The organism is Allobosea sp. AK1, from assembly GCF_006714945.1.
Classification (GTDB): Bacteria; Pseudomonadota; Alphaproteobacteria; order Rhizobiales; family Beijerinckiaceae; genus Allobosea; species Allobosea robiniae.
Window position 1 is genome coordinate 2,880,875 of the sequence record NZ_VFMG01000001.1, and the last position, 13,692, is coordinate 2,894,566.

Genomic DNA, 13,692 nt, shown 5'->3' on the forward strand with positions numbered 1-13,692 from the left:
CAGCCAGTCATGGCAACGAGCAAGGTAACCGACGCGAGCTTCGAGGCCGATGTCCTGAAGTCGTCCGAGCCGGTCGTGGTGGATTTCTGGGCGGAATGGTGCGGTCCCTGCCGCATGATCGGCCCGGCGCTCGAGGAAATCGCGACCGAGCTCGGCGGCAAGGTCAAGATCGTCAAGATGAATGTCGACGAGAACCAGCAGATTCCGGCTCAGTTCGGCATCCGCTCGATCCCGACGCTGATGCTGTTCAAGGACGGCAAGCTCGCCTCCCAGAAGGTCGGCGCCGCCCCCAAGAGCGATCTCTCGCGCTGGATCTCCGCGGCGGTCTGATCCGCCTGCTTCAGACATGAAAAAAGGCCCGCTTCCGATAAGGAGGCGGGCCTTTCGTCGTCATGCGCCGTCGAATGTCAGTTCTTGCGGGAATCGAGCGCAAAGGCGCCGGGGCCGGCGGTCGCGATATAGAGGAAGATGAAGCAGAACAGCATCGCCGCCTCGCCGCCGTTCAGCAGCGGATAGAAGCCCTTCGAGCCATGGGCCATCCAGTAGGCGACGGCCATCAGGCCAGAGAGAACGAAGGCGGCCGGCCGGGTGAAGAACCCGACGAGGACGAGCGCGCCGCCGACGATCTCGATCACGCCGGCGGTCCAGGGCAGGCTCATGGCGGAGGGCAGGCCCCAGGACGGAGCAGCCGGGAAGCCGAACAGCTTCTGCGTGCCGTGCGAGATGAAGCTCAGCGCGGCGAAGATGCGAAGCAGGCCGAGTGCATAGGGCTGGAAGCGCGACAGAAACTGCATGCGGTGGTCCTTGGTTGGGGAGAACTGCGGATGGCTCAGGTGTTCAAGTTCCGGGTTCTAGGCGAGCCTCCTGAATTTGCGCAATATCCGATTTGATGACGATTTCGTTTGCGTGTTTGCAAGTTCGATCACGTTTGCGCGACGGCTGTGTCCTTACCGCCGCAGTGCACGCTTTACGAACCCTTAAAAGCGCCATGTTTGAATCCTGTGTGACCTGACCGCATTGCGATGCGGCATGGCGGCCGAAAACGGGGCAGGATGAACGACCGGATTGCACGAGGCGAGCGGCGCGAGCCCTCCTTTGGATATGAGCGTGGCGAAGGCCATGTGGACGGTGACATGCGCCTTTCTCCAGACGATCGCCCTTCGCGTTTCCGGAACGCTCCGGCACAGCCCGAGCCGAGCCGGCAGCTCCGCAACCCGCCCAAGCGCGGCAACAAGCGTAGCGGTGGCGGCGGTGGGGGCAAGCGCCGTGGCCGGCATCGCCGCCGCTCGTTCCTGGGCGGGCTGTTCTACTGGACGATGGTGCTCGGCCTCTGGTGCGTCATCGGCCTTGGCGGGCTCATCGCCTATCACGCGTCGCAATTGCCGCCGATCGACCAGCTCACCGTGCCGAAGCGGCCGCCGAACATCGCGATCCTCGCCGCCGACGGCTCGCTCCTCGCCAATCGCGGCGAGACCGGCGGGCGCACCGTCACCATCGGCGAGATTCCGCCCTATCTGCCGCGGGCCTTCGTCGCGATCGAGGACCGGCGCTTCTACGAGCATTTCGGCATCGATCCGATCGGCATCACTCGCGCGCTCGTCACCAACCTGCGCGGGCGCGGCGTGGCGCAGGGCGGCTCGACCCTGACCCAGCAGCTCGCCAAGAACCTGTTCCTGACGCAGGAGCGTACCGCCGCCCGCAAGATCCAGGAGGCGATCCTGGCGCTCTGGCTGGAGCGCACCTACACCAAGGACCAGATCCTCGAGCTCTACCTGAACCGCGTCTATTTCGGCTCCGGCGCCTATGGCGTCGAGGCTGCCGCCCAGCGCTATTTCAACAAGTCGGCGCGCTCGGTGACGATCGCGGAGGCGGCGATGCTGGCCGGCCTCGTCCAGGCGCCGTCGCGCCTGGCGCCCAACCGCAATCCCGAGGCGGCCGAGAAGCGCGCCCAGCTCGTCATCGCCGCGATGGCCGACCAGGGCTTCATCACGCAGGCCGCGGCCAAGACCGCGCTGACGGCGCCGGCCGAGGTGCCGGAGCGCGTCGGGGCGGGCTCGGTCAACTATGCCGCCGACTACGTGATGGACGTGCTCGACGACTTCATCGGCGCGGTCGACGGCGATGTCACCGTCCTCACCACGATCGATTCGAAATTGCAGGCGTCGGCCGAGACGATCCTGGTCGATGCGCTGTCCGCGCAGGGCGCCAAGCTGAACGCGTCTCAGGGCGCGGTTGTCTCGCTCGCGCCCGACGGGGCGATCCGCGCGCTGATCGGCGGCCGCGACTATACCAAGAGCCAGTTCAACCGCGCCACGGCGGCGCGCCGCCAGCCGGGCTCGTCCTTCAAGCCCCTCGTCTATCTCACGGCGATGGAGAAGGGCCTGACCCCCGACACCATCCGCGACGACGCCCCGGTCTCGATCAAGGGCTGGGAACCGGAGAATTATTCGCGCAACTATCGCGGCCCGGTGACGCTGGCGACGGCGATGCAGCATTCGCTCAATACGGTCGCCGCGCGGCTGATCCAGGAGGTGACGCCCAAGGAGGTCGTCCGCACCGCCCAGCGCCTCGGCATCTCCTCGGCCCTGCAGCCGAACCTGTCGCTGGCGCTCGGCACCTCGGAAGTGACGCCGCTGGAGATGACCGCGGCCTACGCGACCTTCGCCAATGGCGGCCAGTCGGTGCTGCCCTATGTCATCCGCGAGGTGCGCCAGACCACCGGCAAGGTCGTGTATGCCCGCAAGGCAACGAGCCTCGGCCAGGTCATCCAGCCGCAATATCTCGCGATGATGGACACGATGTTCACCGGCGTGATGAACGGCGGCACCGGCAGCAAGTTCAACATCCCGGGCTGGCAGGTCGGCGGCAAGTCCGGCACGACGCAGGATTACGGCGACGCCTGGTTTGTCGGCTTCACCGCCAAGCTCGTCACGGCCGTCTGGGTCGGCAACGACGACAATTCGAAGATGAAGCGCGTCACCGGCAGCGGCCTGCCCGGCGAGATCTGGGGCAAGTACATGAAGGCCGCCCATGCCGGAGCGCAGCCGATTCCGTTGCCCGGCGGCTTCTGGCAGGGCGCGCCGCGGCCGCTCGATCTGGGCGCGCCGGTCGCCGAGGCCCGCCAGCCGGAGGCGCCCCCGCCGACCAGCGACCGGGCCTGGGTGCCGCCGGCGCCGCAGGAGAAGAACTTCTTCGAGCGTCTTTTCGGCGGCTGACGAACCCTGTCGTCATTCTCGGGCTTGATCCCGAGAATCTCTTGCCGGGTGAGAAGCGGGTCCTTTAGCTCTTCGCCGCGCGGATGCCCCGCGTCGCGCGGAACAGGACGAGGGCGGCGACGCCCAGCGCCGACATCACCAGTGGCAGCGGCAGCGCCGCGTTCTTCAGGAGATGCCCGACGAGCAGCCCGACGCAGGCCGAGAGCAGCATCTGGCACAGCCCGTTGAAGGAGGAGGCCGCGCCCGCCCGATCCGGGAAGGGCATCATCGCCGAGGCCTGGGCCTGCGGCATGGTCAGCCCGACGCCGCAGGCATAGAGCGCCATCGGCACGACGACGCCGGCAGGCCCGCCGAATCCGGTCAGTACCCCGACCAGCATGGCGAGCCCGCCGCCGGCGAGGCAGGCGACGCCGATGGCGATGACCCCGTCCATGCCGCGCCGTCCGACCAGCCGCTGGGCGATGATCGTGCCGGTGATGTAGCCGAGCACGCCGAAGCCGAAGGAGAAGCCGTATTCGACCGGCGTCAGCCCGTAGACGCCGATCAGCACGAAGGACGAGCCTGAGATGAAGGCGAAGAGCCCGGCATAGGCCAGCGCCGTCAGCGCGACATAGACGCGGAAGGCGCGGTTGTGCAGCAGCGTACCGAACCCCTTGAAGATGCTGACGAGCGAGAGCGGCTGCGGCGAGCGCGCCCGCAGCGTCTCCGGCATCACGGTGATGATGACCACGGCGAGCACCAGCCCGAAGGCGAGCGAGGCGAGGAAGGTCGAGCGCCAGCCGAAGGCGACCTGCAGCACTCCGCCGATCACCGGCGCGACCGCTGGCACGAGGCCCATGATCATGCCCATGCGGGCGAGTTCGCGGCCGGCGCGCGGCCCGTCATAGAGGTCGCGCACCATGGCGCGGCCGAGCACGATCGGCCCGGATGCGCCGAGCGCCTGAAAGGCCCGCGCCAGTGTCAGCGCGCCGATCGAGGGGGCGAAGGCACAAGCCAGCGTCGCGAGCCCGAACAGGGCAAGGCCCGCGAGCAGCACCGGCCGGCGTCCAAGTCGATCCGAGAGCGGCCCCCAGAAGATCTGCCCGGCGGCGAAGCCGAACAGGAACGAGGAAAGCGTCGCCTGCGCGCCGGCGACATCGGTCTCCATCACCCGCGCGATCTCGGGCAGGGACGGCAGGTAGAAATCGGTCGAGAGGGGCCCTAGCGCCGTCAGCATGGCGAGGACGGCGGTCATCGCCAGCGTATCGGGACGAAGCTTCATGCACGGCCTCCGGCGCAGCCGGAAGGGCCGCGCTGCCCTGCTACGACGTCAGCCGGTCATCCGGCAATGGCCCGGGCCGCCGGCCGATCCTGCGTCTCGCCGTGATAGGCGGTCGCCCGCATCGAGGGGCGCGCCGAGAACGCCTTATGCCAGCGCGTCAGCCTCGGCCGTCCGATCCGGAAATCCGGGAGGTCGCGGAATTCCAGCCAGGCGAGCGCCGTGGCCAGGCCGATATGGCCGATATGGACGGGCTCGTCGAAGCTTTCGCTGCGTTCCAGCAGGTCGAAGGATTCGACGAGCTTCGCGGTCTGTCCCTCGCTCAAGGGCGGATAGCGCAGGTGCTCCGGCCGTCGCAACGTCTCCCAGCGCAAAGCGATGCCGGCATCGCAGAGCCCCTGGGCGATCGCATGCAGGCGCAAAGCCTGCCAACGGGCCTTGCCCTCGGCCGGGATCAACCGGCGCCCGCCATGAAGCCCGTCGAGATAGTCGCAGATCACCAGCGAGTCGAAGATCGCGCCGGCTTCCGGCGTGATCAGCACCGGCACCTTGCCGAGCGGATTGACCGCGAACACGTCCGGGTTGCGGTTGGTCGGGCTGGTCTCCTGGTCGATGATCGCGAGCCGCTCGGCGATGCCCGCCTCATGCGCGAAGACGATGGTCTTGCGCGCATAGGGCGAATGGCTCTGCGAATGCAGCGTTAATCGCTCGGTGGGCGGCAAGCTCACGCGACGTCCTCCGGCTTGAGGCCGACGAGTTCGGTATAGCGCGCGGGGTCGGTCGCTCCTTCGGTATTGACGAGGAAGACGCGGGACTTGCTGTCGAGCTTCAGCGCTGCGCGGGCCTGCGGTTCGCGCAAGGCTGCCAGCAAGCCGGCCAACCCCGCCCCGCCGCTTTCGCCGGCGACGATGGCGGGGTCACCTGCGACGGGACGCGCAAGGCGGTTCATCGCCTCGACGGCATCGGAATCCTCGGCCGTCATGAAGGCATCGGCGGCGCGGTAAAGCACGCGCAGCGCCAATGGCGAGGGATCGTAGCATTCGAGCATTGCCATCACGGTCGGTGCGCCATGCGGGATCTTGCCGGGCTTGCCGTTCTTGGCCGCCTCGAAGATGCAGGCGGCGCGCGATGGCTCGACCACCGTGAAGAACGGCCGCTTGTCGCCAAAGCTCGTCTGCATCTGGGCGGCGAGCGCGGCGGCGATGCCGCCGACGCCGGCCTGCACGAAGACATGGCTCGGCCGCTCCGGCATCTGCGCCAGCCCCTCGCGGGCGATGGCGGTGTACCCCTGCATGACGAGGCCGGGGATGCGTTCATAGCCGTCCCAGGAGGTGTCGGAGACGATCGTCCAGCCGCGCTCGGTCGCGACGCGGGCGGCCTCGACCACGGAATCGTCATAGGTACCGTCGACCCGCACCATCTCGGCGCCGAAGCGGGCGATCGCCGCGACGCGCTCGTCGCTGACGCCGCCATGCACGAAGATCACGGCCCTCGCGCCGAGCAGTTGCGCGCCCTGCGCCACCGAGCGTCCATGGTTGCCGTCGGTCGCGCAGGCGAAGGTCATGCCGGCCGCCGCCGCGCGGACGGCGGGATCGTTCATGTCGGCATCGGCGAGCTGCCTGCCGAGCTTTTCGGAAGCCGCTTCGAGCGCAAGCCGGATCACAGCATAGGCGCCGCCGAGCGCCTTGAAGCTGCCGAGCCCCAGGCGCTGGCCCTCGTCCTTGATGGAAAGCGCGCCGATGCCGAGCGCGGCGGCGAGGCCCGGCAGGCTGTGCAGCGGCGTCGGCACATGGTTCGGCCGCACCGCCAGATGCGCCGCGATCGCATCGGCGCCGGCCGGCCCCAGCGTCGCGACATCCTCCGGATGCAGGGCCGAGCGGTAATCCGGGTGATGGTTGAGCAGGAACATGGCGGCCTCGTCTGGCTGGGTTGCCTGAATGGATATTGCATCCCAGGTGAAAAAGGCGCTGGATTTGTCCTATGTCCTTGCAAGTTTCTTTCTCGGGGTGAGGCATGGCCGAACCGACCGCTCATCAACCCGACGCTTTCGACCGTGCGATCCTCGCGATCCTCCAGCAGGACAACACCACGCCCCAGCGGGTGATCGGCGAGCGCGTCAATCTGTCGGCGCCGGCGGTGCAGCGCCGCATCCGCCGGATGGAGGCGACGGGTGTCATCCAGGCCAATGTCGCGGTCGTCGATCCCGCCGCGCTCGGCCATCCGATCACGCTCTTCGTCGAGATCGAGCTGGTCAGCGAGACGGCCCCCGATATCGATGCGGCCAAGAGCGCTTTCCTCGCCGCGCCGGAGGTGCAGCAATGCTATTACGTCACCGGCGAGGTCGATTTCATGCTGGTCGTGCTGGTGCCGAGCATGGCAGCCTATGAGGCGCTGACGCGGCGCCTCTTCTTCGCCGATCCCAATATCCGCAAGTTCCGCTCCTTCGTCGCCATGGACCGGGTCAAGACCGGGCTTGCGGTGCCGATTTCGTAACCGCCCTGCGGCGGGGGCGGGGCTGCTATCGCCGAGCCGTCTTGTTCCGGCCGCTGCGATATGCGACCGCGGACGGACGTGACGAACGAGCCTGACGGGCCTTGCCGTGATCACCGTGAAAGCCACCGAAACGCCGGCCGGGACAGGCGATGCGCCGCAGGGTTGGCGCGCGCTCGTCCGCTCCAGCGAAATCGGTATCGTGGTACTGGCCTGCGTGGTCGGCGTCCTCGCGGGGCTCGTCGTGCTGGCGATGTCCTTCACGACGCAGCTCCTGCATGAGATGATCTTCGGGTTGCCGCATACGCAGCGGCTCTCGATCACGACCACGATCCCGCCCTGGCGCGCGCTCGCAGGACCAGTCCTCGGCGGCCTCGTCATCGGCTGCGCCTCCTGGCTGTTCTTCCGCCGCCGCAAGCAGCCGATCGATCCGATCGAGGCCAATGCCCTGCATGGCGGGCGCATGTCCTTCCGCGACAGCGTCTTCGTCGCGCTGCAGACGATGGGCTCCAGCGGCGCGGGCGCCTCGGTTGGACTCGAAGCCGGCTATACGCAGGCGGCGAGCGGGCTCGCCTCGCATATCGGCCGGCGCCTGCGCCTGCGCCGGGCGGATATGCGCCTGATGGTCGGCTGTGCCGCCGGCGGCGCCATTGGTGCCGCCTTCGATGCGCCCCTGACCGGCGCCTTCTACGCCTTCGAACTGATCCTCGGCAGCTATTCGATCGCGGCCTTCGTGCCGGTGATGGCCGCGACCTTCATGGCGACCGTGACCCATAGCGTGCTTGCACCCGCGCTGCTCGCCGTCGAGGTGCCGCCGATCGGGTCGATCACCATGGCGAACCTGCCTCTGGTCGTCATGCTCGGCGCCGCCTGCGGGCTCGTCGGCATCGTCGTGATGCGCGCCGCCGCCTTTGTCGAGGCAGGCTTCAGGCGCTCGCGGATCCCGACCTGGCTCCGGCCTGCCTTCGGCGGTCTCGTCGTCGGCGCGCTCGCGGTCTGGAACCCTTCCGTCTTCTCGGCCGGCCACGGCGCGATCAATCTCTATCTCGGCATCGATGCCAGCCTCATGCTGTTCGCGCTGGTGCTCGTCGCCAAGGCGCTGGCCTCCTCGGTCTCGATCGGCTCGGGCTTTCGCGGCGGCCTGTTCTTCGCCTCGCTCCTGCTCGGCGTGCTGACGGGCCGCCTCTTCATCGGCGTGCTGACGCTCGCCTTCCCCAACCTCGCCGGCCACGAGACGCTGTTTGCGCTGGTCGGGATGAGCTCGCTTGCGGTCTCGATCGTCGGCGGCCCGATGACGATGACGTTGCTCGCGCTCGAGATGACCGGCGATCTCAAGCTGACGCTCGCCGTGGTCGGCGCGGCCGGTGCGGCCTCGCTGGTGACGCGCCGCCTCTTCGGCTTCTCCTTCGCGACCTGGCGCTTCCACCTGCGCGGCGAGAGCATCCGCGGCGCCCATGATGTCGGCTGGATGCGCGATCTCACGGCCGGCAGCATGATGCGCATCGAGGTGCCGAAGATCGCGGCCGATGCCACCATTGCCGAAGCGCGGCTGAAATACCCGCCCGGCTCGACCAGCTATCTCGTCGCCGTCGGCCCGGGCGATGCCTATGCCGGCATGGTGCCGCCCGGTGCGCTCTACGAGCCCGATCCGGCACTGGACGAGGAGGCGGCAGCCGAGCCCGCGCCACGCACCGTTCGCCATCTCCTGCGCAATACGGATCGGATGCTGCTCGCCGACATGTCGGTGCGCGACACGCTGAAGCTGTTCAATGAGGCGGAAAGCGAGGCCTTGCCGGTCGTCGCCGATCGCGACAGCCGCCGCCTTGTCGGCATCCTCAGCGAGGCGCATGCGATCAAGCGCTACAGCGACGAGGTCAGCCGCCGCAATCGCGAGCTGACCGGGGAATAGCCGGAAGGCTCAGGCTGAACGCAGTGCGACGCTCGCCACGACCTGCCAGTCGGCGATCGGCACATCCTGTCCGGAGGTCACGATGCCCACGCGGTCGAAGCGGATGGCGCGCCCGGCGAGGCGGGCGTTGATCTCGGCGATGGCTGCAGCCTTCGCACCCGCCTCGACTTCCCCATAGAGCAGCGAGGCATGCGGCATGAAGCTCGCGAAGCCGTCGGGATCGAGCGCCTGCTTCAGCTTCGCCAGGGCGGGCGAGACGGCGAAGCGGGCATAGAACGAGCGGAAATAGGCGTCGCTGCCTTCGACGGCGGAGACCGGCTCCGCGAAGGCCTCGACCGCCCCGGCGGCCGCGGTGATCGCCTGCCTCAGCAGCTCGGGCGTCGTCTCGGTGTCGCCCTGCAATGTCAGATGCGGGGCGAAGAGCGGCGTGCCGAAACGGCCCGACAGCTCGCCGATGATGCCGGCCAGCATCGCTTCGTCCGCAGGCGCCGGCATCAGCCAGAGAGAATGAATCCGCACTGTCATCCGAGTTTCACAAAGCTCTTGCATAGACTGCGCCCCGTGCGTAACGTTTATTTCAACTGGGCCGACGATGGAAGAAATATTCCATTGTCAGGCGATAAGAGCAGAACCGGGGGAGTAGGCGCCTTGCAGCCGGAAACGCAAGCCAGAGCGGGTAGCGGCGCAGCCATCGGCGTGCGCGGGCTCAAGGTCGCCTATGGCGGCACGCGCGTGCTGCACGGCATCGATCTGGACTTCACGCCCGGCAGCTTCACCGCGCTCCTCGGCTCCTCCGGCTGCGGCAAGACCACGCTGCTGCGCTCGCTCTCCGGTTTCGTTCCGGTCGAGGAAGGCTCGATCGTCGTCGGCGGCAAGGATGTCGCCGGACTGCCGCCGGAAAAGCGCGGCATGGCGATGGTTTTCCAGTCCTATGCGCTCTGGCCGCATATGACCGTGCTCCAGAATATCGGCTACGGCCTCAAGCTGCGGGGCAAGTCGAAGGCCGAGATCACTGCCAAGGTTGGTCAGATGCTGGGTTTCCTCGGGCTTGCCGGGTATGAGGACCGCAAGGTCACGGCGCTGTCCGGCGGCCAGCGCCAGCGCGTCGCGCTCGGCCGGGCGCTGGCGATCGATCCCGGCATCCTCCTGCTCGACGAGCCGCTCTCCAATCTCGACGCCAAGATCCGCATGACCATGCGCCACGAGATCCGCGCCATCCAGCAGCGGCTCGGCCTGACCGCCGTCCATGTCACCCATGACCGCGAGGAGGCCATGACCATGGCCGACCGGCTCGTCATCATGCAGGCTGGCCGGGTCGCCCAGGTCGGCACGCCCGAGGAGGTCTATGATCGCCCGGCCAGCGCCTTCGTTGCCAATTTCATGGGCGCGGAGAACGTCCTGCCGCTCAGCATCAACCGCGAGGAGGGCCGGGCTTCCGTTGCGGCCGGCGAGGCCCGCGCGACGCTTGCAGGCGCTGCGGCAGCGGAGCTGCCGAACGGCGATGCGCTCGCCTATTTCCGCGACGACGTCGCGAGCCTCGGCGCCCTTGATGCGGCGGCGGCCGGCGGCGATCTCGTCGTCCCCGGCACGATCGCCGCGCGTGCCTATCCCGGTGGCATCTACCGCTACAAGGTCGAAGCCGCCGGCCGCCAGATCACGGTCGACGATACCGGCCGTCACGAACTCGGAACGAAGGTCGGGCTGCGCATTCCGCTGCAGCGCCTTCACATCTTCCCGGCGACCGAGGCCGGGATTGCCGCCTGACAGGGAGTCAGACCCATGCGCATCATCACGCTTGCCTGCTCGCTTGCTGCGCTGATCGTGGCATCGCCGCTATCCGCGCAGACCCTCAACGTCGCCTCCGCCGGCGACCAGAACATGGTCGACTACGTCAAGGACTATCTCGGGCCGATGTTCGAGAAGGCCCATCCCGGCGTGAAGGTCGTCTCGGTCGGTACCGGCCCGGGCGATTCCGGTTCGCAGAAGATCTACGAGAAGCTCGACGCCCAGAAGGGCGCAAGCGCGACCGATTTCGACGTGCTCGTCATCCATCAGAAAGCGGCCGGCCAGATGGTCAAGGAAGGCCTGCTCAACAAGTACACGGCAAATGTCGAGACGGCCAAGCTCGCCACCGGTGACTCCGCGAAGAATTCGCTCGGCACCGATGTCAGCGGCTTCGTCATTCCGATGTTCCAGTCGCAGACCGCGCTCGCCTACAATGCCGACATGGTCAAGACGCCGCCGGCGACCTTCGCCGAGCTCGCCGATTGGGCCAAGAAGAACCCCAAGCAGTTCGGCTATAACGGCATCAAGGGCGGCATGTCCGGCGTCTCCTTCGTCGCCGGCTGGGTCTATGCCTTCGGCGGCGACGCCGAGAAGCTGATGAAGGGCCCCTATGACGCGGCCACCAAGACGAGCTGGGACAAGGCCTTCGCCGATCTCAAGGCCTTCAATGCCAATGTCGTGATCACCCCCGGCAATGCCGGCACGCTCGACATGCTGAACCGCGGCGAGATAGCGATCGGCCCGGTCTGGGTCGACATGTTCTATTCCTGGCAGGCCGACGGCAAGCTGCCGCCGAACATGAAGCTGAAGCTCGTTTCGCCCGGCATGCCCGGCCAGCCGATGTATTACGCCGTGCCGGAGAAGTCTGCCCAGAAGAAGCTGGCCGAGGCCTTCATCGCGCTCGCGACCTCGCCGCAGGTCCAGGCCGACGGCATCGTCAAGAAGTTCAACTGGTATCCGGGCATCGATGCCAAGAACCTCGAAGGCAAGCTCGACAAGGCCGCCTGGGACAAGCTCTTCACCGACGTCACCCCGGCCGAGCTCGCCAAGAACGGCAAGCCCTTCCCGATCGCGCCCTATTTCAACGACATCCTCGAGGGCTACGAGAAGAAGGTCGCGAACTGAGGTTCGCTCTGGGCAAGGGCCGTCATGGTCGGGCTTGACCCGACCATCTCTTCAACCAGTGCGAACTGGTCATGAGATCCTCGGGTCAAGCCCGAGGATGACGGCCTTCCCCGCCAGTCGTGATCGGTCAGCCGGAACCGCGAATGTCCCTTTCCCAACGCAATCTCGCCTTGCTGCTGATCGCGCCCGGCCTCGCGCTGGTCGCGGCGCTGTTTCTGTATCCGCTCTGCTTCTCGCTGATCTCGGCCTTCACCGGGCCTGAGGGAGGCTTTTCGCTGCAGGCCTTCGGCAAGGCGTGGGAGCTTTATTCCGGCGATGTCGTCTTCACCGTCATCATCGTCCTGTCGTCCTGCCTGCTGACCGGGCTTGCCGCCATCGTCATCGCCGGCACGCTGACGCTCGGCGAGAATCCCTGGATCGTCGGCACGCTGAAGGCGCTCTATCGCTGGCCGCTCTTCATTCCCTTCATCGTCGCGGCGCAGTGCATGCGCACCTTCCTCGCCAAGAACGGCCTGATGAACAACACCTTCGTCTCGCTCGGCCTGATGGAGCCGCTGCAGGCGATGAGCTTCCTCGACTGGCGCGGCATCATCGCGACCTTCGTCTGGAAGCAGACGCCCTTCGTCGCGCTGCTGCTGGCCGGCGCGCTCGCCGCGCTTGACCGGGCCACGCTGGAGGCCGGCCGCAATCTCGGCGCCTCGCGGATGCGCGTCCTCGTCGAGCTCGCCCTGCCGCAGGTGATGCCGCAACTCCTCGTCGCGCTCGTCCTCTCCTTCGTGACGATGCTGTCGGTGCTCTCGGTGCCGATGATGGTGGCGGGCTCGCAGCCGACCATGCTGACCGTCGATATGGCCTTCCGCATCAACGCCTATGGCGACTACGCCACGGCCAATGCGCTTGGCGTCATCACCTATCTGATCTCGGCCGGCGCGGCGATCATCTACCTCAAGCGCGGCATGGCGAAGGAGAACGCGCCATGATCCGCGCCGTCTCCGGCCTGCGCATGGTCCTTGCGGCCTTCGCGCTCGCGGCCTTCGCCTTCTTCCTGATCGGGCCGCTGGTCAATCTGGCGCTCTGGTCCGTCGCCGAGCGCTGGTACACGCCCTACAAGCTGCCGGTCGTCTACGGCACGCGCTACTGGGAGCAGGTCTTTCGGCCGACCGGCGACGCCATGGCCTCGCTCGGCACCTCAGTCTGGATCGCGGTGCTGACGGTTCTCGTCGCGCTCGCGCTCTCGATCCCCGCCGGTTACGCGCTGGCGCGATTGAAGCTGCCGGCGCGCGCCTTCTTCATGGTGCTGTTCCTGCTGCCGCAGGCCTTCCCCTCGGTTGCGATCTACATCAACGTCGCCCGCGTCTTCTATTCGCTCGGCATCAACGGAACCGTTTTCGCCGTGGTGTTGGTCCATGCCGCGCATGGCCTGGTCTATTCCGTCTGGATCGCGGCCGCGGCCTTCGCCGCCGTCGACAAGGACCTCGAACTCGCCGCGCGCAATATCGGGGCCTCGCCGCTCAAGGCTTTCTTCACGGTGACGCTGCCTCTGGCCGCGCCCGGCATCATCGCCAGCGGCATCTTCGTCTTCCTAGAATCGCTCGACGAGTTCACCGGCACCTTCTTCGTCGGTGTGCCGCAGGTCACGACCCTGCCGCTCCTGCTCTACAGCGCGGCGATGGGCGGCAATTACCAGGTCGCCTCGATCACGGCGCTGATCCTGCTCGTGCCCTCGGTGCTGTTCATGCTGTTCATCGAGCGCTTCCTGCGCGCCGATGTACTCGCGAAGGTCGGCGCCTGACTTCGGCCGTCTGAAATCACGCGATAGTCCCGCTGGTCGCATCAGGGCCGCTGCCTCTGCAGCGGCCCTGATGCATTTGCGCGCCCTTCCGAAAATCGGCTTGATCGCAACTAATATA

General features: G+C 67.3%; 13 protein-coding genes. 8 read left to right on the plus strand and 5 right to left on the minus strand.

What is annotated here, in order from left to right:
• Window positions 1-9: 9 nt before the first annotated feature.
• Complete coding sequence (gene trxA, locus FHT98_RS14190; protein WP_061971781.1) at window positions 10-330, plus strand: thioredoxin; 321 nt, start codon at window positions 10-12, stop codon at window positions 328-330.
• A 77-nt stretch (window positions 331-407) separates the two neighbouring features.
• On the opposite strand, the gene FHT98_RS14195 is transcribed toward trxA, so the two are convergent.
• Window positions 408-794, minus strand: coding sequence for a DoxX family protein (locus FHT98_RS14195; RefSeq protein WP_061971783.1), 387 nt, complete (start codon window positions 792-794; stop codon window positions 408-410).
• 258 nt (window positions 795-1,052) lie between these two features.
• On the opposite strand from FHT98_RS14195, the gene FHT98_RS14200 reads away from it, so the two are divergent.
• On the plus strand, window positions 1,053-3,215 hold the full coding sequence (locus FHT98_RS14200) for a transglycosylase domain-containing protein (RefSeq protein WP_061971785.1): 2,163 nt from the start codon (window positions 1,053-1,055) through the stop codon (window positions 3,213-3,215).
• Between the two features lie 64 nt (window positions 3,216-3,279).
• Here the strand turns inward: FHT98_RS14200 and FHT98_RS14205 are convergent, their stop codons facing one another.
• From FHT98_RS14205 to FHT98_RS14215, 3 genes are read right to left on the minus strand one after another with little or no spacing between them, the layout of a single operon-like run.
• Window positions 3,280-4,476, minus strand: a complete 1,197-nt coding sequence (locus tag FHT98_RS14205; RefSeq protein ID WP_091857234.1) for a multidrug effflux MFS transporter — start codon at window positions 4,474-4,476, stop codon at window positions 3,280-3,282.
• Between the two features lie 56 nt (window positions 4,477-4,532).
• Window positions 4,533-5,201 carry a glutathione S-transferase family protein gene (locus FHT98_RS14210; protein WP_248309223.1) on the minus strand — a complete coding sequence of 223 codons (669 nt, stop codon included), beginning with the start codon at window positions 5,199-5,201 and terminating at the stop codon, window positions 4,533-4,535.
• Entirely contained in the window at window positions 5,198-6,382 is a 1,185-nt protein-coding gene (locus FHT98_RS14215; RefSeq protein ID WP_142114426.1) for a diaminopropionate ammonia-lyase, read from the minus strand. Before FHT98_RS14215 ends, FHT98_RS14210 begins: the two co-directional genes overlap by 4 nt.
• Window positions 6,383-6,486: 104 nt before the next feature.
• Between FHT98_RS14215 and FHT98_RS14220 the strand changes: the two genes are divergently transcribed.
• Together FHT98_RS14220 and FHT98_RS14225 are read left to right on the plus strand one after the other, a co-directional pair.
• Window positions 6,487-6,966, plus strand: a complete 480-nt coding sequence (locus tag FHT98_RS14220; RefSeq protein ID WP_142114427.1) for an Lrp/AsnC family transcriptional regulator — start codon at window positions 6,487-6,489, stop codon at window positions 6,964-6,966.
• 115 nt (window positions 6,967-7,081) lie between these two features.
• A complete protein-coding gene (locus FHT98_RS14225; protein WP_113586372.1) occupies window positions 7,082-8,872 on the plus strand; it encodes a chloride channel protein in 1,791 nt (596 codons plus the stop codon).
• A 9-nt stretch (window positions 8,873-8,881) separates the two neighbouring features.
• On the opposite strand, the gene FHT98_RS14230 is transcribed toward FHT98_RS14225, so the two are convergent.
• On the minus strand, window positions 8,882-9,397 hold the full coding sequence (locus FHT98_RS14230) for a haloacid dehalogenase (RefSeq protein ID WP_210244374.1): 516 nt from the start codon (window positions 9,395-9,397) through the stop codon (window positions 8,882-8,884).
• A gap of 123 nt (window positions 9,398-9,520) precedes the next feature.
• Between FHT98_RS14230 and FHT98_RS14235 the strand changes: the two genes are divergently transcribed.
• From FHT98_RS14235 to FHT98_RS14250, 4 genes are all read left to right on the plus strand, one after another.
• On the plus strand, window positions 9,521-10,636 hold the full coding sequence (locus FHT98_RS14235; RefSeq protein ID WP_248309224.1) for an ABC transporter ATP-binding protein: 1,116 nt from the start codon (window positions 9,521-9,523) through the stop codon (window positions 10,634-10,636).
• A gap of 15 nt (window positions 10,637-10,651) precedes the next feature.
• Window positions 10,652-11,782 carry an ABC transporter substrate-binding protein gene (locus tag FHT98_RS14240; RefSeq protein WP_142114430.1) on the plus strand — a complete coding sequence of 377 codons (1,131 nt, stop codon included), beginning with the start codon at window positions 10,652-10,654 and terminating at the stop codon, window positions 11,780-11,782.
• A 143-nt stretch (window positions 11,783-11,925) separates the two neighbouring features.
• Window positions 11,926-12,762: an ABC transporter permease gene (locus FHT98_RS14245; protein ID WP_142114431.1), complete on the plus strand. Its 837-nt coding sequence runs from the start codon at window positions 11,926-11,928 to the stop codon at window positions 12,760-12,762.
• Window positions 12,759-13,574 carry an ABC transporter permease gene (locus FHT98_RS14250; RefSeq protein WP_142114432.1) on the plus strand — a complete coding sequence of 272 codons (816 nt, stop codon included), beginning with the start codon at window positions 12,759-12,761 and terminating at the stop codon, window positions 13,572-13,574. The genes FHT98_RS14245 and FHT98_RS14250 overlap by 4 nt, the downstream gene beginning before the upstream one ends.
• Window positions 13,575-13,692: the final 118 nt, after the last annotated feature.